Genomic DNA, 19,990 nt, shown 5'->3' with positions numbered 1-19,990 from the left:
TCCCGCCCCAAGGTGCAGCCCCTGTAAATTAACAGGCAGGCTTCCTGAAAGATAGCCGGAATGCAGCCACTCCCGGCCACCGAGCCGGGGCTTCTGGAAGGATCCCCGTCATGAGTGCCCTCCGCCCGCCCGTGGGCCGTACCGCGTCCCCCCGCACGGCCCGCGCGATCAACGACCGGCTGGCGCTCGAACTGCTGCAGGCGCAGGGCCCGTTGACCGCGTCCCAGTTGAAGGAGCTGACGGGGCTGTCCCGCCCGAGCGTCGCCGACCTCGTCGAACGGCTGCAGGAGGCGGGCCTGGTGGCGGTGGTGGGGGAGACCGGCGCCGACCGCCGCGGCCCCAACGCGCGGTTGTACGGCATCGTGGCCGACCGGGCCCACCTGGCCGCGTTCGACGTGCGTACGCACAGCGTCGCCATCGAGGTCGCCGACCTGCTGGGCGTCACGATCGGCAGCACCGTGCTGCCCGTCGACCCGCTGGGCGACCCCAAGCGGACGGTCTCCCGTTCGGTCGCCCTGCTGGAGCGCACCGCGCGCCGCGCGGGCGCGGCGGCGCTGCACACGATCGCGGTCGGCGCCCCGGGCCTGGTCGACCCGGCCACCGGCGAGCTGCGCGCCACCGGTCAGCTGCCGGCCTGGCACTCCGCCCTGGTAGCCGAGTTGCGCAAGCGGCTCGATGTGCCGGTGCTGCTGGAGAACGAGGTCAATCTCGCCGCCGTCGCCGAGCAGCGCCTCGGCTCGGTCCGCGACCGGGAGACGTTCGTGCTGCTGTGGCTCGGCCACGGCGTCGGCGCCGCGGTGGTGCTGGGCGGTGTGCTGCGCCGCGGCGCCTCGGGCGGTACCGGCGAGATCGGCTTCCTGCCGGTTCCGGGGACGTTCGAGCTGCCCACGGCGAGCGGGTGCGGGGGCGGGTTCCACTCGCTCGCGGGGAGCGCGGCCGTGTGCGCGCTGGCCCGTGCGCACGGGCTGCCGGTCCCGGGGGACGAGGACGACGCCCTGGCGGCGGAGGCGGTGGTCACGCGGGCGCGGGCGGGCGGCAAGCGGGGCGAGCTGTTCCTCGACGCGCTGGCGGACCGGGTGGCGATAGGGGCGGCGGCGGTGTGCGCGGTGCTCGACCCGGGCTGCGTCGTGCTGGGCGGGGAGGTCGGCCGGGCCGGCGCGGGGGACCTGTCCGTACGGGTCGCCGAGCGGCTCGCGCGGATGTCCCCGCTGCCGACGGAGGTGCGGGCGGGGACGGTCGCGGGCAGTGCCGTGCTCCGCGGCGCCCTGCTGTCGGCGATGGACGCCGCGCAGGACGCGCTGTTCACGCCGGACGTCTGAGGTCCGGCCCGACGGCGGGGGAGGCGTTCTACCGCCGCCGGGCGTTTGTGGGGGGATGTGTCAGCGGTTGGGGCGGAGTTGGCGTGCGGGGAAAGCACCGCCCTGGGGCCCGGCGGTGGCGGCGCGGGTGCGTGGGGGCACGTCGGACCTCCGGAAGAGCCTGCCGGGCAAGGGCGTTGGCGGCAGACTAAGAGGACTAGACCAGTGGCGTCAATGGGTGCGGAGCACTCGCCTGTGAGAGACCCCACAGGAAACCTATTGCATACGCATCGATCGTTCGTGGCAGACTGAGTGCAGTACCAGTGACGTTCAGCGCACTCCGGGGTCGGTGAAACTCCGAACCGGCGGTTACAGTCCGCGACCCGTCCGCATCCAGCGGCCGGTTGACCAGGTGAGATTCCTGGACCGACGGTTAAAGTCCGGATGGGAGGCAGTGCGCGGCGGGCAGGAACCGGTACGCCGCCGTCGGCGGCAGCGCGAGTGCGTATCCCCGGATACGACGATACGGACTGGCGCGGCCACCCCTCCGACTCCGGCGTCTCCCGGATCCGTACGTCCGCTCTGATTCCCGCGCAGCCCCGGAGTCCGTGCCCGAAGAGGCAGGAGGACCCGGTGGCCACACCAGGTGAAGTCGACGCGATGCGCCGGGCCGTGGAGCTCGCCGCCCGCGGTCTGGGCTCCACCAGCCCCAACCCCGTCGTCGGCGCCGTGATCCTCGACGCCCGCGGACAGGTGGTGGGAGAAGGCTGGCACCAGCGGGCCGGAGGCCCGCACGCGGAGGTCCACGCGCTCCGCGCGGCCGGGGACGCCGCCCGCGGAGGCACCGCCGTCGTCACCCTGGAACCGTGCAACCACACCGGCCGTACCGGCCCCTGCGCCCAGGCGCTGATCGCCGCCGGGGTCTCCCGCGTCGTCTACGCCGTCGGCGACCCCACCCCCGCGGCCACCGGGGGAGGCGTCACCCTGACCGCCGCCGGGATCGACGTGGAGAGCGGCCTGCTGGCCGCCGAGGCCGCCCGGGGCAACGAGGTGTGGCTCACCGCCGCCCGTGAACGGCGCCCCTTCGTGGTCTGGAAGTACGCGAGCACCCTCGACGGCCGGATCGCCGCCGCCGACGGCACCAGCCGCTGGATCACCTCCGCGGCCTCCCGTGCCGACGTCCACCGGCTGCGCGCCGAGGCCGACGCCGTCGTCGTCGGTTCCGGCACCCTGCGCGCCGACGACCCCCATCTGGCCGTACGCGGCGTCGCGGGCTCCTTCACGCAGCCGCTGCGCGTCGTGGTCGACACCAACGCCAAGATCCGGCCCGGCGCCCGCGTCCTGGACGACGCCGCGCCCACCCTGATCGCCGTCGCCGAGGACGCCGACACCGACCACCTGCCCGGCGTCGACGTCGTGCGGCTCCCGCGCACCGGCAACGGCATCGCCGTGCACGCGCTGCTCGGCGAGCTGTACGGCCGCGGCGTCCGTTCGGTACTCCTCGAGGGCGGCCCCACGATGGCCGGCGCCTTCCTCGCCGCGGGGGCGATCGACAAGGTCGTCGGCTACCTCGCCCCCGTCCTGCTCGGCGCCGGAGCGGCCGCTCTCGGCGACGCGGGAATCACGACCATCTCGCAGGCGTTGCGGCTCGACGTCGCCGAGACCGAACACATCGGCCCCGACCTGCGTATTACCGCATACCCGAGCCGAATTGAGGAGAACTGAGTGTTCACCGGAATCGTCGAAGAGCTGGGCGACGTCGTCGCCATCGAGGACCTGGGCGACGCCTCCCGTTTCCGTCTGCGCGGCCCGCTCGTCACCGAGGGCGCCAAGCACGGTGACTCCATCGCGGTCAACGGCGTGTGCCTCACCGTCGTCGAGACCGGCGAGGGGGAGTTCACCGCCGACGTCATGGCCGAGACCCTCAAGCGGTCCAGCCTCGGCGCACTGCGCGGAGGCAGCAAGGTCAACCTGGAGCGTCCCATGGCCCTCGGCGGCCGCCTCGGCGGTCACCTCGTCCAGGGCCACGTGGACGGCACCGGCGCGATCGTGGAGCGCGTCCCCGCCGAGCACTGGGAGATCGTCCGGATCTCGCTGCCCGCGGAGCTGTCCCGCTACGTGGTCGAGAAGGGCTCCATCACGGTCGACGGCATCAGCCTCACGGTGGTCGAGGCCGGCAGCGACTCCTTCACGGTCAGCCTCATCCCCACCACCCTCGGTCTCACCACGCTGGGCTTCAAGCAGTCCGGCGACCCGGTGAACCTCGAGGTCGACGTCATCGCCAAGTACGTCGAGCGGCTCTACGGAGACCGGGTCACGGCACCGAGGGCGGCGGGGCAATGAGCGCCCTGGACACCCTGAACGGGTCCGCGTTCTCCGCGTTCGGCCAGCAGTTCCTGTGGACCGACGTGGTGGGCAACGGCCTGGGCCTGGCGGGACTCGCGTTCGGCTGGCGCCGCTCGGTGTGGGCCTGGCCCGTCCAACTGCTGTCCGGGGTCGTCCTGGTGGCGGCCAACTGGTCCGCCCACCTCACCGGTGGCGTCGGCAAGCAGCTCCTGGTGATCGGTGTCGCCGTGTGGGGCTGGGCGCAGTGGCGGCGCGGCGCCCGGGCGTCCGGCGGGATCGCGATCCGCTTCGCCACGTGGCGGGAGCGCGGCCTGCTCGCCGGCGGAACCGTCGTCGGACTGCTCGGGGTCGTGGGGCTGTTCACCCTCTACCCCTCGCTGTCCTGGAACCCCTGGCCCGACGCCTACATCTTCGTCGGCACCGTCGCCGCGATGGTCGCCATGGCCCGCGGCTGGGTGGAGTTCTGGTTCGCCTGGCTCGCCGTCGACGTCGTCGGCGTCCCGCTGGCCTGGAACAGCGGCCTGAAGTTCTCGGCCTTCGTCTACGTCCTCTACTTCGTCCTGGTGATCGCCGGCATGCACGCCTGGTGGCAGCAGACCCGCGTCCCGCGCCCCAAGGCGCCTGCCCTGGAAGGAGCGGCAGCAGCATGAGCACCGCACTGCACGGCCTGTACGAGGTGAAGGACGAGCCGATCGTCCTGGACACCGTCGAGCGCGCCATCGCCGACATCGCGGCGGGCCGCCCGGTCGTCGTCGTCGACGACGAGGACCGCGAGAACGAGGGCGACCTCGTCATCGCGGCCGAGAAGGCCACGCCCGAGATCGTCGCCTTCATGATGTCCGAGTGCCGCGGTCTGATCTGCGTGCCGATGGAGGAGTCCGACCTGGACCGGCTGGAGCTGCCGCAGATGGTGGCCTCCAACACCGAGTCCATGAAGACCGCTTTCACCGTCTCCGTCGACGCGAGCGCCGCACACGGCGTCACCACCGGCATCTCGGCCGCCGACCGGGCGACCACCATCCGGCTGCTCGCCACGGGAGGCACCGTGCCCGGGGACTTCGTCCGGCCCGGCCATGTCTTCCCGCTGCGCGCCCGCGCCGGCGGTGTGCTCACCCGCAACGGCCACACCGAGGCCGGTGTCGACCTGGCCCGGCTGGCCGGTCTGCGCCCCGCCGCGGCGATCGTGGAGATCGCCAACGAGGACGGCACCATGGCCCGTCTTCCCGACCTGATGACGTTCGCCCGCAAGCACGGTCTTGCCATCATCTCGATCGAGGATCTCATCGACCACCGACGCTCCGCCGAGCCCACCGTCCGCCGCGAGGCGGAGACCCGCCTGCCCACCGCCCACGGTGACTTCCGGGCCTACGGCTACCGTGACACCGCCGACGGGATCGAGCACATCGCGCTCGTGGCGGGCGAGATCGGCGACGGGGAGGACGTGCTGGCCCGTGTCCACTCCGAGTGCCTGACCGGCGACGTGTTCGGCTCCCAGCGGTGCGACTGCGGCCCGCAGCTCCAGGCCTCACTCGAACGAGTGGCGACCGAGGGCCGCGGCGTCGTGGTCTACCTCCGCGGGCACGAAGGCCGCGGCATCGGGCTGCTGTCCAAGCTGCGCGCGTACGAACTCCAGGAGCGCGGCCGCGACACCCTCGACGCCAACCTGGAGCTCGGCCTGCCCGCCGACGCCCGCGACTACGGCGCCGCCGCCGCGATGCTCGTCGACCTCGGCGTGGTCTCCGTGCGCCTGATGACCAACAACCCCGACAAGACCGACGCACTGACGCGCCATGGCCTGAAGGTCACCGAACGGGTGGCCATGCCGATCGCGGCCGGCGAGCACAACCTGCGCTACCTGCGCACCAAGCGGGACCGGATGGGCCACGACCTGCCGTGGCTCGACCCGGCCCCGAGCGCCGGCTACCACAACCAGTAGTCCGGTCCCGTAGAGCGACACCCGGCACAGCACCACCGAACCACCGAACCACCGACGAACAAGGAGAACAAGCACGTGAGCGGTAAGGGCGCCCCCGAACTGTCCGTGAAGAACTGCGGCGACCTGCGTGTGGCCGTGATCGCGGCCCAGTGGCACGAGCAGGTGATGGACGGGCTGGTCGACGGCGCCGTGCGCGCGCTGAGCGACCTGGGCATCGACGAGCCCACCCTGCTGCGAGTGCCCGGCAGTTTCGAACTGCCGGTCGCCGCGAAGGCGATGGCCGACCGCGGCTACGACGCGATCGTCGCGCTCGGCGTCGTGATCCGCGGCGGCACTCCGCACTTCGAGTACGTCTGCCAAGGCGTCACCCAGGGGCTGACGCAGGTCTCGGTCGACACCGGAGTGCCCATCGGCTTCGGCGTACTGACGTGCGACACCGAGGACCAGGCGCTGGACCGGGCGGGCCTGCCCGGTTCCAACGAGGACAAGGGGCACGAGGCGGTCACCGCCGCGGTCGCCACCGCGACCATCCTGCGTTCGGTGTCCGAGCCGTGGCGGTGAGGTAGGGGCTCTTCCGCGTAGGGTGGGACCACCATGGCCAAGAAGACATTCGAGGAGCTCTTCACCGAGCTCCAGCAGAAGGCCGCCACCGGCGACCCCAGCACGTCCCGCACCGCCGAACTGGTCGGCAAGGGCGTGCATGCGATCGGCAAGAAGGTGGTGGAGGAAGCCGCCGAGGTGTGGATGGCCGCCGAGTACGAGGGCGCCGACCGCACCGCGGAGGAGATCTCCCAGCTGCTGTACCACCTGCAGGTGATGATGGTCGCCCGGGGCATCGGCCTCGACGACGTATACGCTCATCTGTGAGCAGCGCCACCCTGCGCACGCCCCGTTGCTGTTCCTGACAGCCCGACAGCCCGACAGCCCGACAGCCCGACACACGACGTCCCCTCCCGCCGTACGACCGAGCCGCAAAGGATCGCTCCCATGCTTCGCATCGCCGTTCCCAACAAGGGTTCACTGTCCGGACCTGCGTCGGCGATGCTGCATGAGGCCGGCTACCGGCAGCGCAAGGACACCAAGGAACTCGTCCTCGTCGACGGCGAGAACGACGTCGAGTTCTTCTACCTGCGCCCGCGCGACATCGCCGTGTACGTCGGCTCCGGCCGCCTCGACATCGGCATCACCGGCCGTGACCTGCTGCTGGACTCCGCCGCAGGCGCCGAGGAGATCCTGCAGCTCGGCTTCGCCCGTTCCACCTTCCGCTACGCCACCGTGCCGGGCACGGTGACGGACGTGAAGGAGTTCGGGGGCCTGACGATCGCCACCTCCTACCCGACGGTCGTCCAGCGGCACCTGGCCGACCACTCGGTCGACGCCTCCGTCGTCCGGCTGGACGGCGCCGTCGAGACCGCCATCCAGCTCGGTGTCGCGCAGGTCATCGCCGACGTGGTGGAGACCGGCACCTCGCTGCGGAACGCGGGCCTGGAGGTCATCGGCGAGCCCATCCTCGACTCCGAGGCCGTCGTCATCCGCCGAACCGGGGAGACCGACGAGACCGCCGAACCGAAGGTGCGGCAGTTCCTGCGCCGCCTCCAGGGCGTCCTGGTGGCCCGCCGCTACGTGATGATGGACTACGACATCCGGGTCGAGCACGTCGAGCGGGCCATCGCCCTGACGCCCGGCCTGGAGTCGCCCACCGTCTCCCCGCTGCACCACGAGGGCTGGGTCGCCGTGCGCGCCATGGTCCCCAGCAAGGACGCCCAGCGGATCATGGACGAGCTCTACGACCTGGGTGCCCGGGCGATCCTCACCACCGGCATCCACGCCTGCCGCCTGTGATCCCCGCCCATCCGACCCCGCCCGCCGCTCCCGCCGTGCCCGCGGACCTCCCCGAGCTGCCCGTCACCTTCCGGCCCACGCGTACCCGCGCGGTGCTGCTGACCCTCGGTGTCGGGCTGCTCGCGGCCTTCGTCGCGATCGCCGTCATGCTGCCCGCCGACGGGGCCCGCCCCTGGCACACCACGGACCGCCTCTGGATGGTCCTCACCGGAGTGCTCATCGCCGCGGTCCTCGTGCTGCTCAGCCGGCCCAAGGTCGTCGCCGACCGGGACGGCGTCACCGTGGTCAATCTCACCACCCGGCGCCGCCTGGAATGGGCGCAGGTGATCCGGGTGAACCTGCGCCCCGGCGATCCCTGGGTCTTCCTCGACCTGGCGGACGGAACAAGCCTGGCCGCCATGGGCATTCAGCCCGGTATCGGCCGCGCCCGCGCACTGCGCGACGCGCGGGGACTGCGTGCTCTCGCCGAGGTCCACGGCTCGGGCAGGATCGCGGGACGGTAGACCTGCCGCCGCGCCCCGTTTCTTCATTACTCTGGAACCTCCGCAACGACCCGAGGAGTGACACCCAAGCCACGATGGACGGACCGTCCGGTAGTACCTGCGCCGCCCCTCCGCACCGACATCCCGGAGCGGCGGCATGAACACCTCGTTGCTGCTCCTCGGGGCGGCCTTTGTCCTGATCCTCGCGAACGGCTTCTTCGTCGCCGCCGAATTCGGCCTGGTGACCGTGGAGCGACCGGCCGCCGAACGTGCGGCCGCCGCGGGTGATCGTCGGGCACGCAGCGTCGTCGAGTCGCTGCGCAAGCTCTCCTTCCAGCTCTCCGGCACCCAGCTCGGCATCACGATCACCTCGCTGGTCGTGGGCATGCTCGCCGAGCCCGCTCTGGCCGACCTGCTGTCCGGACCGCTCACCGCGACCGGCGTCCCCTCCGGGGCGGCGCCCGCCATCGCCGTGGTCATCGGCATGATCCTCGCGTCGGCCGTCCAGATGGTCGTCGGCGAGCTGGTCCCCAAGAACTGGGCGGTCTCCCGCCCGCTGCAGGTGGCACGTTTCGTGGCCGGACCGCAGCGGGTCTTCTCCGCCGCCTTCCGCCCGGTGATCGAACTGCTCAACACCGCGGCCAACCGCCTGGTGCGCGCCCTCGGCGTGGAACCGGCCGAGGAGCTCGCCTCCGCCCGCACCCCGACCGAGCTGGTCTCGCTCGCCCGGCACTCCGCTCAGGCCGGCGTGATCGAGCAGGACACCGCGGACCTGTTCGTCCGCACCATCTCGCTCGGCGACCTGACGACGGAGAACGTGATGACCCCGCGCGTGCGGGTCAGCGCCCTGCAGGACACCGCCACCGCCGCCGACGTGCTCAACCTGACCCGGGCCACCGGGCTGTCCCGCTTCCCGGTCTACCGGGAGCGGCTGGACGACATCGTCGGCATGGCGAGCCTCAAGGACGCCCTCGCCGTCCCCGCCCACGAGCGCGACCGCACCCCGGTCGGGCGGATCACGGTGGCGCCGCTGCTCGTCCCCGAGACGCTGCCCGTCCAGCCGCTGCTGGAGCGGCTGCGGCGCGAGCAGCCGATCGCCGTCGTGGTCGACGAGTACGGCGGCACGGCCGGCGTGGTGACCCTGGAGGACATCGTCGAGGAGCTCGTCGGCGAGGTCCGCGACGAGCACGACTCGGCCGACCTGCCGGAGCTGGCCCAGGTCCCCGCCGAAGGCGGCAGGCCCGCCTGGGACGCCGACGGCGGCTGCCGCATCGACCTGCTGGAGCGCATAGGGCTCGAGGCGCCCGAAGGTCCCTACGAGACCGTGGCCGGCCTCGTCGCCGACCTGCTGGAGCGCATCCCCGAACCCGGTGACACGGCAGTGCTGCCCGGCTGGGAGCTGCGGGTGCGCGAAGTGGCGCACCACCGTGCGGAAAGGGTTCGCCTGGTGCGCGTCGGGTTCGACGAGCCGCAGGCGGGGCAGGAGCGGGACCGATGAGCTTCCTGCAACTGTTCCTCGCCGCCCTGCTGGTGCTGGGCAACGGCTTCTTCGTCGGCGCCGAGTTCGCGCTGGTCTCCGTACGGCGCAGCCAGATCGAGCCTTTGGCCGGAACCCACCGGCGGGCCAGAACCGTGCTGCACGGCCTGGAGAACCTGCCGCAGATGATGGCGGCCGCCCAGTTCGGCATCACGGTGTGCTCCCTGACGCTGGGCGCGGTCGCCGAGCCGACCGTGGCCCATCTGCTGGAACCGCTCTTCCTGGCCGTCCACCTCCCGGAGGGCCTGGTCCACCCGGCGGGCTACGTCATCGCGCTGGCCGTGGTGGTCTTCCTCCACCTGGTCATCGGCGAGATGGTCCCGAAGAACCTGGCCATGGCCGCGCCCGAGAAGACCGCGCTCTGGCTGAGCCCCGGACTGGTCGGCTTCGCCCGGCTGTTCAGGCCGGTCATCGCGGTGCTCGGCTGGAGCGCGAAGATCATCCTGCGGCTGTTCCGGGTCGAGCCCAAGGACGAGATCGACGCGGTCTTCACCAGCGAGGAGCTCACCGCGCTCGTCGAGGACGCCCGGCAGGCCGGCCTCCTGGACGACGACGCGCAGGAACGCCTGGAGGACGCGCTCGAACTGGGCAGCCGCCCGGTCACCGACGTCCTGCTCGCGCCGGAGGAGCTGGTCACGGTCGACGCGACGGTCACCTCCGCGGAGATCGAGGAACTGACCGTCCGTACCGGCTACTCCCGCTACCCGGTGGCCGGACCGGACGGGGTCTACCTCGGCTACCTGCATGTCAAGGACGTCCTCGACCTGGACGATCCCGACCGTCCGGTGCCCTCCCGGCTCTGGCGGCCGATGGCCACCCTGCGGGCCGAGCTGCCGCTGGACGACGCGCTGACGCAGATGCGGCGCGCCGCGTCGCACCTCGCGGCGGTCGCGGACGCCGGCGGGCGGGTGCTGGGGCTGGTCGCCCTGGAGGACGTGCTGGAGATGCTGGTGGGCGAGGTGCGCGACCCGGCTCACCGGGAGACGGCCCCCGAGCGGGAACCGGCACCCGAACGGGAGAGCGTTCACGCGCCGCAGGCGCTGGCGAGCTGACGCGGAAGGGCCCGGGCGACGATCGCCCGGGCCCTTCTTCGTGCGCGGCGCGCGAGCGTGCCCCGGGGCCGGCGCGGTCCCGACGGTCCTCGCGGTCCCCCCGGCCCCCGGCGCCGCCCGGCCCGTCAGTCCAGGGGCTCCGGCGGTGACAGCCCGGGACCGCGGCCCGACAGGACCTCGCCGTACGCCTGCATCAGATCGGGCAGCCGCAATGTCGACAAGTCGTCGCGCGACGGCGGGCCCGCGTAGCCGGACAGCCGCAGATCCCGGTAGGCGCAGCTCTTCTCGTAGAGCGTGCGCAGGAAGCGCCCGTTGCCGAGTTCGTCGATCCAGCCCTGGTCGACGACGTGGCCGCTGATCGCCAGCAGTTCCTCCAGCGCCTCCTCGTCCCAGCGGTCGCCGTTGTCGGCGGCCAGGACCTCGCCGATGCTCGTGAGCTCCTGCGGGCGGTAACTCGGGAAGTCGACGCGGGTGGTGAAGCGCGAACCGAGCCCGGGGTTGGCCGCGAGCAGACGGTCCATGCCCTCGGGGTAGCCGGCCAGGATCACCACGAGCCGGTCGCGGTTGTCCTCGGCGCGCTTGAGGAGCACCTGCAGTGCCTCGTCGCCGTAGGCGTCGCCCTTGCTGTAGCCGGAGTTCGACAGGGCGTACGCCTCGTCCACGAACAGCACCCCGCCGAGGGCGGAATCGATCAGCTCGTTGGCCTTCACCGCTGTCTGGCCGAGGAACTCCCCGACGAGATCGGCTCGTTGGGCCTCCACCAGATGATCGCCGCCGAGCAGTCCCAGGGCGTAGAAGACCCGGCCGAGGATGCGTGCGACGGTGGTCTTCCCGGTGCCCGACGGTCCGGAGAAGACGAAGTGCCGCTTCGGGGGCTGCACCGGCAGTCCCTGGCCGGCCCGCAGCCGGGCCATGCGCAGTTGCGCCGACAGTGCGCGGACCTGGCGCTTCACCGGTTCGAGGCCCACCATGCGGTCCAGCTCGGCCAGCGCCTGGGCGAGCAGCACCGGGTCCGGCGCGATCACCGGCACCTGCGGCGCGATGGGGGAGACCGGCAGGATCGCCTTCTCCCGGATGTCGTCGTCGATCGGGCCGGCGCCGCCGAGCGGGTCGTCCAGCACGGAGCCGCCCGTACCGCCCCCCGCGACGCCCATCGCACCCCCGCGCACGTCCAGGGGATCGGGATCGGGCGACAGTCCCTCGGGGGCGGTCTGCCCGAAGCCCGGCATGGCGACGGAGGCGTAGTCGACGGCCTCGTCGCCCAGGCCGTCCGACTCGTCGATGGCGGTGAGGCGGGCGGAGGTGTCCATGAACCCGGGGTCGACGCGGTGCACGGCCCGGTACAGCGGCAGCGCGGCCGCGGTGCGGCCGGTGCCCTCGTAGGCGCGCGCCAGCCAGTAGCGCAGTTCCTTGCGCTGCGGCTGCTCGCTGCGGCACCGCATCAGGGCGGTGACCAGCAGCGGTTCGGCCTGCCCGTACAGCTCCAGACGCACCCGGGCCATGCCGCCGAACAGGCCCGCCTCGATGCCGAGGACCGGGTCGCCGAGCAACGGCTCGGTGTGCCGGACGAGTTGGTCCCAGTCCTTGACCAGGTAGGCCCGGCAGGCGTGCAGGAAGCGGACGTGCGGGTCGGTGTCGACCGGTGGGCACTCTGCCAACGCCCGGTCCAGTTCCGCGATATGGCGTCCGTCGAGCCAGTGCGAGGCGTGGGCCAGCAGCAGGTCGCGACGGGTCTCCAGGACGGGCTGCACCCACCAGCCCAGCCAGTACCAGGAGTTCATGGAGCGGCGGCGGGCCCGCCGCTGCTCGCCGAAGCGGTCGCGGTGCCGGTACATCTGCAGCAGGGCGGTGGCGGTGTCCGCGCGCAGGGCGTGCAGGCCGAGCCAGGCGTCGGCCATGCCGGGGTCCAGCCGCACCGCGACCCGGAACTCCTCCTCGGCCTGGGTGTACGCGCCCATGGTGTAGGCGTCCACCGCCCGCACCCAGGCGAGATCGGCAGGGGAGCCGGGATGTTCCGTGCCGAAATCCATCAGGTCCCCACCAACCGTTCCCCCCGGTGTCGCCCACCGCCCCAACCACACGACCCGGAGCGGGAGTTGATACAGGGTGCGTGCCGCGAACGCATCTCCTCGCACCCCGATCGCATGGTACCCGTGCAGGCGGGGTGTGCCGTAGAGCCACGCGGGCCGTGACGTTGGGTGAGCAAATCGCTGCCGTACGGGGTCGGATCACCCGTCCAGGGCAGAACGAAGCCCCCGGTCACGGGGGAACAACCGGGGGCTTCGCGTCGAGGGGCGGTCGTACAGGACCGCGCATTCAGAACGTAAGTCCTGTACGGCCCCTTGGTCAAGCCACCCCGGAGCCCCGTCCGGGGGCCCGACTGAGGCGTGGGCACACCGGCAATCAGTCGTCACGCTGGGTGAGTGACCGTGTGCGCCAGGGCCGTTCCGTTGGGCATTTCGCGTACCTCGTACCCATTCGGCACCTGCCGCACCAGCAGTTCGGCGAAGGGTCGGGTGGGGTCGGCGGCGAAATGGGCGTCCTGCGCGCGCATCCAACCGGTCCAGAACGCGGCGAGCTGGGGGCCGTCCCGCCGTTCGCCGCGCTCCCGGGCCGTGTCGCGGGGAACGTCCAGCCACAGGGTGCGCGCCAGCCACGGCCGCACCACCCGCCGTCCCGCGCCCACGCCCTCGATCAGGACGACCGGCGCCGGGGGCACCTCCAGCAGTGGGCCGAAGGACCGGGCCACCCAGTCGTACTTCGCGGGCCGTGCCGTCCCGCCCCGGCTCAGCGGCTCCAGCACCTGCTCGCGGAGCCGGCCGGTCCAGGCGAACAACTCGTCGTGGGTGGCCAGATCGTCCAGGTGCAGCACAGGCGCCCCGCCGAGTGCCCGGGCCAGCGCGCCGGCGAAGGTCGTCTTCCCGGCGCCGGCGTGCCCGTCGACCGCGACCAGGCGCACCGCTCCGCACGAGGGCGGCAGCGAGCGCAGCAGGGCGGCGAGTGCCGGGAGGGGATCGGGGGCGGTGTGCTCGTCCATCGGTGCAAGCCTACGACCTGCGTCGACGCGGGCGGCCTGCGGTGGGCGCCGGCGGCGTCTACGGTGAGAGTCGTGACCGACACCCCCCTTGCCCCCGGCCGTGGTGCCCCCTCGGCAGCCCTCTATCCGGCCGAACGCCTCGATCTGGCCCGCAAGGCCGCAGCCGACGCCGGACTCGACGCGCTCCTCGTGTCCCCCGGACCCGATCTGCGCTACCTGACCGGCTACCACGCCCACCTCACCGAGCGCCTGGTCTGCCTCGTGCTGCCGGTGCTCGGCGAGCCCTTCCTCGTCGTGCCCGAACTGGAGAAGCCGGGAGCGGAGATCTCGCCGCTCGGCGGGCTCGGCGTCGAGATCGTCGGCTGGGCCGAGACCGAGGACCCGTACGCACTCGTCGCCCGCCGTCTGCCCCGCACGGGGGGCGGCGGCCGTGTCGCCGTCGACAACCACATGTGGGCGGAGAAGGTGCTCGCCCTGCGCGCGGCGCTGCCCGACGCCGAGCAGAGCCTGGCCGGGGAGGTGCTGCGCGAGCTGCGCATGCGCAAGACCCCCGCCGAGATCGACGCGCTGCGCCGGGCCGCCGCCGCCATCGACCGGGTGCACCGGCGCATCGGCGAGTGGGTCACCGCGGGGCGCACCGAGCGGGAGGCCGCCCGCGACATCGCCGAGGCGGTGCTCGAAGCGGGCCACACCACGGTCGACTTCGTCATCGTGGCGTCCGGACCCAACGGGGCGAGCCCGCACCACGAGGTCTCCGACCGCGTCATCCGCACCGGCGACCCCGTCGTGGTCGACATCGGCGGCACCACGCAGGAGGGCTACTGCTCCGACTCCACCCGCACCTACTCCGTGGGCGAGCCCCCCGCGGAGTTCCGGGAGATGTACGAGGTGCTGCTCAGCGCCCAGCACGCCCAGACGCTGGCCGTGCGCCCGGGCGTCACGGCGGAGCAACTGGACGCGGTGGGGCGGGACATCATCGCCGCGGCCGGGTACGGGGAGCACTTCATCCACCGCACCGGGCACGGCATCGGCCTGGAGACGCACGAGGAGCCGTACATCGTGGCGGGCAGCACCCGGCCGCTGGAGCCCGGCATGGCCTTCTCCATCGAGCCCGGGATCTACCTGCCCGGCCGCTTCGGCGCCCGCATCGAGGACATCGCGGTGTGCACCGCCGACGGCGGGGAGCGACTCAACCAGACAGCCCGCGAACTCGTCGTCCTGCCGGGTTAGTCCCGATGTGTTGACTCCGGGTACCGCTGGGGGGTATTCCGGACCCACGGGGGTGTGCGCGGCGCGCTGAAATGCGCGCGGCGTACGCCGGAGCGTCTGGGGCCCAGCAGGGTGCGGGAGTCGGGGGGCCGGCTTTGATCGACAACGAGCACGACTTCGGGGTACGGCAGTGGGTGGTGGGCGGGACCACCGTGATGGAGCTGTCGGGGGAGCTCGATCTGTATGCCGGTGAGAGCGCCGGCGCACGACTGGACGAGGCATGCGCCGGGCCGCAGCCCGAGGTGGTGGTGGACCTGCGGGGGCTCAGCTTCCTCGACTGCAGCGGCCTGTCGGTGCTGATCCGCGCGCGCCGGCGCACCCTGGAGCGCGGCGGGCGTTTCGGCCTCGTCGCCGACCATCCTCCCGTGCTGCGGCTGTTACGGCTGACCCGCACCACCGGGGTCTTCGCCGTGCACGGCGACCTCGCCTCGGCCCTTGCCGCCCGCGGCACCACCGGCCCGTCGGCGGCCACCGGCGGCGCGATCGCCTGAGCCCTACGCGGGCCGCGGCGCCAGCACGATCCACACCTGGCCGGGCGCGAAGGTCATCGGAGCCCCCTGCGCGGTGGTGAACCGCGTTCCCCTGCTCGCGTCCGGGCGCGACCAGTGCGCCCGGTAGGCCGCGCCGTCGCGCAGCACCTCCGCCTCGCCCGAGCCGACGGTCTCGCTGTACGGCGAGATGCTGCCCCACCGGTCGTGGTACCGCGAGGCGCGCACGGTCACGTACTGGATGACCACCGTCGGCGCGCCGAGCCGCCCGGAGCCGGTCGCGGTGGCCGGCCTGCCGTCGAACGAGACCAGCCAGCGCCGCTGTTCGGCCGACCAGCGCAGGCCGACCGAGGCGGACGGGAAACGGACGGTGCGAGTGGCCGCGGCGGTGCCCCCGGAGGGTGCGGGGCCGAAGCGGAAGCCGATGTCACGGCTCGCCGAGGCGTCCGGGGCGGCGGCCAGCAGGCGTGCCGGCGAGGCGTACAGATTGTGCGGCGCCGGACGGGAACCGTCCCGTGTGTAGCCCCCGCCCGCGCGCCCGGGGGAGACGTCGTACAGGGGCGCGGCCGCGATCACCGGCAGCAGCCTGGTCTGCGCGCCCGAGAAGGCGAGCGCGGGCCGGCCGAACTGGCGCAGCAGCTCCAGGTCCGACTCGCGGGCGCTGCGCACCGGGCCGACACGGTCCGGCAGATGGGAGGGGGACGAGGAGAACACCGCGAGGATCCGGGTGAGCCCCGCCTCGACCTGCTCCACGTAGACCAGGTCGGCCCGGTCGATCCCGGTCTGCGGCCGGGCCGGGCCGACGTTGTCGATCTTCACGGCGAGCACCGGACGCGGCCGGTCCTGGGGCAGCCCGGTGAACGGTGAACGCTCACCCAGGGGTGATGCCGACGGTGCGGGCGACACGGACGGCGCGGCCGCCGGGGGCGTGCTGGGGCGCGGCGCGTTCGACGTGCGGTCCGCGCCGCCGTTGCGCGCGAAGAGCAGGCCCGCGACCAGCACGGCCAGTGCGGCCAGCACCGCCACGACGGTCGTGTTCGTGGCGCGTCTTCCTCCACGGTCCACCACAGCCACCTCTCGGACTGCATAGATATACCGTTACAGGAAAATCAATTGCGGAAGTAGCTCGCTTCTTCCTAGTATCCGTCACATGGAGCCGGTACCCCAGAGCGCCGCGTCGGCCGATTACCTCGCGGCTGACGAGGTGATCGACCACGGCCACCCGTTGGTGCGTGAGACCGCCGCCCGGCTGCGAGCGGCGGCCCCGACTCCGCATGACTATGCCCGGGCCGCCTACGTCTTCGTGCGGGACACCATCCCGCACTCCGCCGACTCCGGGGACCCGCGCGTCACTTGGCGCGCGTCCGACGTCCTGGACCGGCGCACCGGCATCTGCCACGCCAAGTCCCATGCCCTCGTCGCGCTGCTGCGGGCCGAGGGCATCCCGGCGGGCCTGTGCTACCAGCGGCTCACCGACGACGACGGGAGCAACCCGCTCGTGCACGGCCTCATCGCGCTCCGGCTCGCCGGCCATGACCGCTGGGCCCGACAGGACCCGCGCGGCAACAAGCCCGGGGTCGACGCCCGTTTCTCGCTCCGGGAGGAACGGCTCGCCTGGGTGCCGCGGCCGGAACGGGGCGAGTGCGACTACCCGGGCCTCTACCCCGGGCCGCCGCGGGCCGTGCTCCGTGCCCTGCGGACCGCGGCCGACCGGGCCCACCTGTGGCAGCTGCTGCCCACCGAACTGTGAGCGGATGTCGGGACGCCGACACGCGGGCGCGTGCCGTCAGCTGTCCGTGGCGGACCGCTCCTGGGCGGCGACGTCCTCCGGGGTGGGTGCCGAGCCGCCGAGATGCGCGGGCAGCCACCAGTGGTCGTCCGGACCGGACGGGCGGCCGGTGTACGCGCGCTGCGCGTCCTCCAGCAACTCCTGTACGCGCAGGCGCAGACGGCGGGTCAGCGCTCCCGGCTTCTCGTTCTCGCCGGCCTGCATCTGCTCGCCGACGCGGATCGAGATCGGGAAGCGGTTGCGGCCGAGCTGGCGCGGCTGCCCCTTGGTCCACATGCGCTGGGTGCCCCACAGGGCGACCGGCAGCAGCGGCACCCCGGCCTCCATCGCCAGGCGCGCCGCACCGGACTTGAAGGACTTGAGCGTGAAGGACTGCGAGATCGTGGCTTCGGGGAAGACGCCGATGATCTCACCGGAGCGCAGCGCGGACAGGGCGTGCTTGTACGCGTGCATGCCCTCCGAGCGGTCCACCGGGATGTGCTTCATCGCCCGCATCAGCGGCCCGGACACCTTGTGCCGGAACACCGACTCCTTGGCCATGAAGCGCACCAGGCGCTTGGCCGGGAGCACCGTGAGACCCGCGAAGACGAAGTCCAGGTAGCCGATGTGGTTGCTGACGAGCAGCGCGCCGCCGCTCCGCGGCACGTGCTCCGTGCCGGAGATGTCGAAGCGCAGACCCTGCACCCGGAACATCGTGCGGGCGAAGCCGATGACGGGTGGGTAGACGAGTTCGGCCATGCGTGGGGCCCCTTCTTCGTAGGGGCTGGCCCCCGGTGGAAGTTACGCGGCCGTAGGTTTGCGACCGCGGGCTGATCGTGCACCGTAAACGGGTGCCGTGTCATCCCGCGTGCCCGTCCCCGGGCGAGATTCTCATCACGTCACCCGGTCGTACGACGCATCAGCAGGTACATTTCGCAGCCGAGGCAGTAGGCGAACACCGCGTTGAGGAACGCCGCCGCCAGCGCGCAGCCGGTCGCCGCCAGCCCCAGCCACTGCGGGCCCGCGAACCAGCCGACCAGCCCGATCAGCGCGAACACCAGCCCCACTGCCTGCGCGAAGCGCGGGGGCGCCGGGTCCTCGGTTTCGGTCGGAGGGCCCAGCCGGGGGCGCACCACCGTGCGGAACAGCAGCCCATAGGGTGAGTGCTGCACCCCCACCGCGGCGCCCACCGCGAATACGAGCGCCTGGACGGCGAGCAGCCAGCCGCTGCCGGTGATGAGGACGACGGCCAGCACGACCGTCGTCAGGCTTGCGGCGAAGCGCGGTCCTCGGGCATCAATGGCGTGAGTGCTCATGGCAGTCATGATTCCGGACGCCGGCCCGGTCGGAACCCCGGGAATGATGGCAGTCCTGTGAACGCTGCAATCGCCGGGAGGGCGGACATGACCGGAGTGGCGGTATGCGTCGCGGTGCTCGCCGCGGCGGCGGTCTTCGGACTGGTGCACCGGCGGCGCGACGGAAGGATACGTGTGCGGGACAAGGACACGGCCGAACTGCTGACGGCCGGTGAGATCGGCGCGGAGCTCGGCGAGCGGGCCACGCTCGTCCAGTTCTCCAGCGCGTTCTGCGCCCCCTGCCGCGCGACGCGCCGCACCTTGGAGGACGTGGTCCGGATGGTCGACGGCGTCGCGCACGTCGAGATCGACGCGGAGGCGCACCTCGACCTGGTCCGGCGGCTCGGCATCCTGAAGACCCCCACCGTCCTGGTGCTCGACGCGGACGGCGCGATCGTCCGGCGCGCGGCGGGGCAGCCCCGCAAGGCCGACGTCATCGCGGCCCTCGGCGCGGCGGTATGAGGCCGGTCCCGCCCGCCCAGGCGCCCTTGACGGCGCGGCGTCCTGATCGTCAGTCTGACGTTATGTCGCGAGACCTGCTTCTTTTCGCCCGCTTCGACGTCGACCTCGGTCGGCACGCGAGCGCCCGCTGTCATTGCCGCTGAGCGTCCAGAAGTCCGTAGGCCTCCGGCTCGACAGCACCAAGAGGACAACTCCATGACCATGTCCCCTGACTTCGGCACCCCGGCGAGCCCCGCTCCCACCCAGTTGCCCGCGGCGCCCTACCCGGCCGGCGCCGCTTTCCTCGGATCCGCCGCCGATGCGGGATTCCCGCCGTCCGCCTCCTCCGCGGCGCCTGTGTCCGACGCCTTCGACACCACGGCCTTCCGCTCGGTCTTCCGCCGCCACGCAGCCGGCGTCGCCGTCATCACCGCACCGGGCGCGCGCCCCGTCGGCTTCACCGCCACCTCGCTCACCTCCGTCTCCGCCGAACCCCCGATGGTGTCGTTCGGCATCAGCACCACGGGTTCGACCTGGCCGACGGTCGCCGACGTCGCGTACGTCGGCATCCACATCCTCGGCGAGCACCAGGAGGACCTCGCGGCAACCTTCGCCCGCAGCGGCGCCGACCGCTTCGCCCCGCCCACGGCCTGGGGCCCCGGTCCCTACGGCGTTCCCCTGCTGGAGGACGTCTCGGCCTGGCTCGTCGCCCGCGTGGTGGCCCGCATACCCGCCGGCGACCACCGGGTCGTCATCGCGCAGGCCGTCGCCGGCGCCCCGGATGGCCCCGCCCGCCCACTCCTCTACCACCAGGGACGATTCAACGCGCTGCGCCACTGAATACCGGTGCGGAGCCGCCCGGCCACGTCGGGAACGTCACAGTTCACCGTCCTTGCGCACGGGGAAGCAGCGGACTGTACTGGCGAGTAATATTTCTGCCGGAGCGCCGCAGCGTCCCGGCGGGGAGCGGCCGTCCACGGCGCCTATGCTGCCTTTCACTGGGCAGTTGACGTACCCGACGCAGAAGTAGGAGAGCACGCGTGAGCTTGAGGATCGTTGTAGCGGTGAAGTACGTGCCTGATGCCACGGGTGATCGTCACTTCGCGGGGGATCTGACGACGGATCGTGATGCGGTGGAC

21 protein-coding genes, 1 pseudogene and 1 riboswitch are annotated in these 19,990 nt (G+C 72.5%); of the genes and pseudogenes, 17 read left to right on the top strand and 5 right to left on the bottom strand.

Annotated features, from left to right (window positions below; translation table 11 throughout):
- Positions 1 to 110 precede the first annotated feature (110 nt).
- The 11 genes from PV364_RS33185 (at position 111) to PV364_RS33135 (ending at position 10,493) form a co-directional block, all read left to right on the top strand.
- Positions 111 to 1,319 (top strand): ROK family transcriptional regulator, encoded by a 1,209-nt coding sequence (locus tag PV364_RS33185; RefSeq protein ID WP_319664294.1) that lies wholly within the window; start codon positions 111 to 113, stop codon positions 1,317 to 1,319.
- 310 nt (positions 1,320 to 1,629) lie between these two features.
- Positions 1,630 to 1,760, top strand: a riboswitch (FMN riboswitch).
- 171 nt (positions 1,761 to 1,931) lie between these two features.
- The gene (gene ribD / locus PV364_RS33180) at positions 1,932 to 3,023 is read left to right on the top strand and encodes a bifunctional diaminohydroxyphosphoribosylaminopyrimidine deaminase/5-amino-6-(5-phosphoribosylamino)uracil reductase RibD (RefSeq protein WP_319664293.1); all 1,092 of its coding nucleotides are present in this window, start codon (positions 1,932 to 1,934) and stop codon (positions 3,021 to 3,023) included.
- Positions 3,024 to 3,641, top strand: a complete 618-nt coding sequence (locus PV364_RS33175) for a riboflavin synthase (protein ID WP_319664292.1) — start codon at positions 3,024 to 3,026, stop codon at positions 3,639 to 3,641.
- Entirely contained in the window at positions 3,638 to 4,294 is a 657-nt protein-coding gene (locus PV364_RS33170; RefSeq protein ID WP_319664291.1) for a nicotinamide mononucleotide transporter family protein, read from the top strand. Before PV364_RS33175 ends, PV364_RS33170 begins: the two co-directional genes overlap by 4 nt.
- On the top strand, positions 4,291 to 5,580 hold the full coding sequence (locus PV364_RS33165; protein WP_319664290.1) for a bifunctional 3,4-dihydroxy-2-butanone-4-phosphate synthase/GTP cyclohydrolase II: 1,290 nt from the start codon (positions 4,291 to 4,293) through the stop codon (positions 5,578 to 5,580). Before PV364_RS33170 ends, PV364_RS33165 begins: the two co-directional genes overlap by 4 nt.
- Positions 5,581 to 5,655: 75 nt before the next feature.
- Positions 5,656 to 6,141 (top strand): 6,7-dimethyl-8-ribityllumazine synthase, encoded by a 486-nt coding sequence (gene ribH / locus PV364_RS33160; protein ID WP_319664289.1) that lies wholly within the window; start codon positions 5,656 to 5,658, stop codon positions 6,139 to 6,141.
- A 33-nt stretch (positions 6,142 to 6,174) separates the two neighbouring features.
- On the top strand, positions 6,175 to 6,447 hold the full coding sequence (locus PV364_RS33155) for a phosphoribosyl-ATP diphosphatase (RefSeq protein WP_319664288.1): 273 nt from the start codon (positions 6,175 to 6,177) through the stop codon (positions 6,445 to 6,447).
- 120 nt (positions 6,448 to 6,567) lie between these two features.
- Positions 6,568 to 7,422 carry an ATP phosphoribosyltransferase gene (hisG, locus tag PV364_RS33150; RefSeq protein WP_319664287.1) on the top strand — a complete coding sequence of 285 codons (855 nt, stop codon included), beginning with the start codon at positions 6,568 to 6,570 and terminating at the stop codon, positions 7,420 to 7,422.
- A gap of 35 nt (positions 7,423 to 7,457) precedes the next feature.
- Entirely contained in the window at positions 7,458 to 7,925 is a 468-nt protein-coding gene (locus tag PV364_RS33145) for a PH domain-containing protein (protein WP_319664286.1), read from the top strand.
- Between the two features lie 136 nt (positions 7,926 to 8,061).
- Complete coding sequence (locus PV364_RS33140; protein ID WP_319664285.1) at positions 8,062 to 9,402, top strand: hemolysin family protein; 1,341 nt, start codon at positions 8,062 to 8,064, stop codon at positions 9,400 to 9,402.
- Complete coding sequence (locus tag PV364_RS33135; RefSeq protein WP_319664284.1) at positions 9,399 to 10,493, top strand: hemolysin family protein; 1,095 nt, start codon at positions 9,399 to 9,401, stop codon at positions 10,491 to 10,493. The genes PV364_RS33140 and PV364_RS33135 overlap by 4 nt, the downstream gene beginning before the upstream one ends.
- Before the next feature lie 125 nt (positions 10,494 to 10,618).
- Here the strand turns inward: PV364_RS33135 and PV364_RS33130 are convergent, their stop codons facing one another.
- On the bottom strand, positions 10,619 to 12,523 hold the full coding sequence (locus PV364_RS33130; protein ID WP_319664282.1) for an AAA family ATPase: 1,905 nt from the start codon (positions 12,521 to 12,523) through the stop codon (positions 10,619 to 10,621).
- A 380-nt stretch (positions 12,524 to 12,903) separates the two neighbouring features.
- The gene (locus tag PV364_RS33125; protein ID WP_319664280.1) at positions 12,904 to 13,530 is read right to left on the bottom strand and encodes a hypothetical protein; all 627 of its coding nucleotides are present in this window, start codon (positions 13,528 to 13,530) and stop codon (positions 12,904 to 12,906) included.
- A gap of 63 nt (positions 13,531 to 13,593) precedes the next feature.
- Here PV364_RS33125 and PV364_RS33120 point away from each other — a divergent pair, with 63 nt between their 5' ends.
- Together PV364_RS33120 and PV364_RS33115 are read left to right on the top strand one after the other, a co-directional pair.
- On the top strand, positions 13,594 to 14,760 hold the full coding sequence (locus PV364_RS33120) for a Xaa-Pro peptidase family protein (protein ID WP_319664279.1): 1,167 nt from the start codon (positions 13,594 to 13,596) through the stop codon (positions 14,758 to 14,760).
- 134 nt (positions 14,761 to 14,894) lie between these two features.
- Positions 14,895 to 15,290 carry an STAS domain-containing protein gene (locus tag PV364_RS33115; protein WP_319664277.1) on the top strand — a complete coding sequence of 132 codons (396 nt, stop codon included), beginning with the start codon at positions 14,895 to 14,897 and terminating at the stop codon, positions 15,288 to 15,290.
- Between the two features lie 3 nt (positions 15,291 to 15,293).
- Here PV364_RS33115 and PV364_RS33110 read toward each other — a convergent pair whose 3' ends face one another.
- Positions 15,294 to 16,352, bottom strand: coding sequence for a DUF3048 domain-containing protein (locus tag PV364_RS33110; RefSeq protein ID WP_319664276.1), 1,059 nt, complete (start codon positions 16,350 to 16,352; stop codon positions 15,294 to 15,296).
- Between the two features lie 85 nt (positions 16,353 to 16,437).
- Between PV364_RS33110 and PV364_RS33105 the strand changes: the two genes are divergently transcribed.
- The gene (locus PV364_RS33105) at positions 16,438 to 17,037 is read left to right on the top strand and encodes a transglutaminase family protein (protein WP_319664275.1); all 600 of its coding nucleotides are present in this window, start codon (positions 16,438 to 16,440) and stop codon (positions 17,035 to 17,037) included.
- Positions 17,038 to 17,073: 36 nt separating this feature from the next.
- Here PV364_RS33105 and PV364_RS33100 read toward each other — a convergent pair whose 3' ends face one another.
- Positions 17,074 to 17,814, bottom strand: coding sequence for a lysophospholipid acyltransferase family protein (locus tag PV364_RS33100; RefSeq protein ID WP_319664273.1), 741 nt, complete (start codon positions 17,812 to 17,814; stop codon positions 17,074 to 17,076).
- A 140-nt stretch (positions 17,815 to 17,954) separates the two neighbouring features.
- Positions 17,955 to 18,371, bottom strand: a complete 417-nt coding sequence (locus tag PV364_RS33095; RefSeq protein ID WP_319664272.1) for a DUF4395 domain-containing protein — start codon at positions 18,369 to 18,371, stop codon at positions 17,955 to 17,957.
- Positions 18,372 to 18,458: 87 nt separating this feature from the next.
- Here PV364_RS33095 and PV364_RS33090 point away from each other — a divergent pair, with 87 nt between their 5' ends.
- From PV364_RS33090 to PV364_RS33080, 3 genes and pseudogenes are all read left to right on the top strand, one after another.
- Positions 18,459 to 18,872, top strand: a complete 414-nt coding sequence (locus PV364_RS33090; RefSeq protein ID WP_319664271.1) for a thioredoxin family protein — start codon at positions 18,459 to 18,461, stop codon at positions 18,870 to 18,872.
- Between the two features lie 195 nt (positions 18,873 to 19,067).
- On the top strand, positions 19,068 to 19,691 hold the full coding sequence (locus PV364_RS33085) for a flavin reductase family protein (protein WP_319664269.1): 624 nt from the start codon (positions 19,068 to 19,070) through the stop codon (positions 19,689 to 19,691).
- 200 nt (positions 19,692 to 19,891) lie between these two features.
- Positions 19,892 to 19,990 (top strand): annotated as a pseudogene (locus PV364_RS33080) (electron transfer flavoprotein subunit beta); the annotation flags it as partial.

Source organism: Streptomyces sp. MI02-7b, from assembly GCF_033793585.1.
Classification (GTDB): Bacteria; Actinomycetota; Actinomycetes; order Streptomycetales; family Streptomycetaceae; genus Actinacidiphila.
The sequence above is the reverse complement of the archived record's forward strand: the minus strand, read 5'-3'. Positions and strand labels throughout refer to the sequence as shown.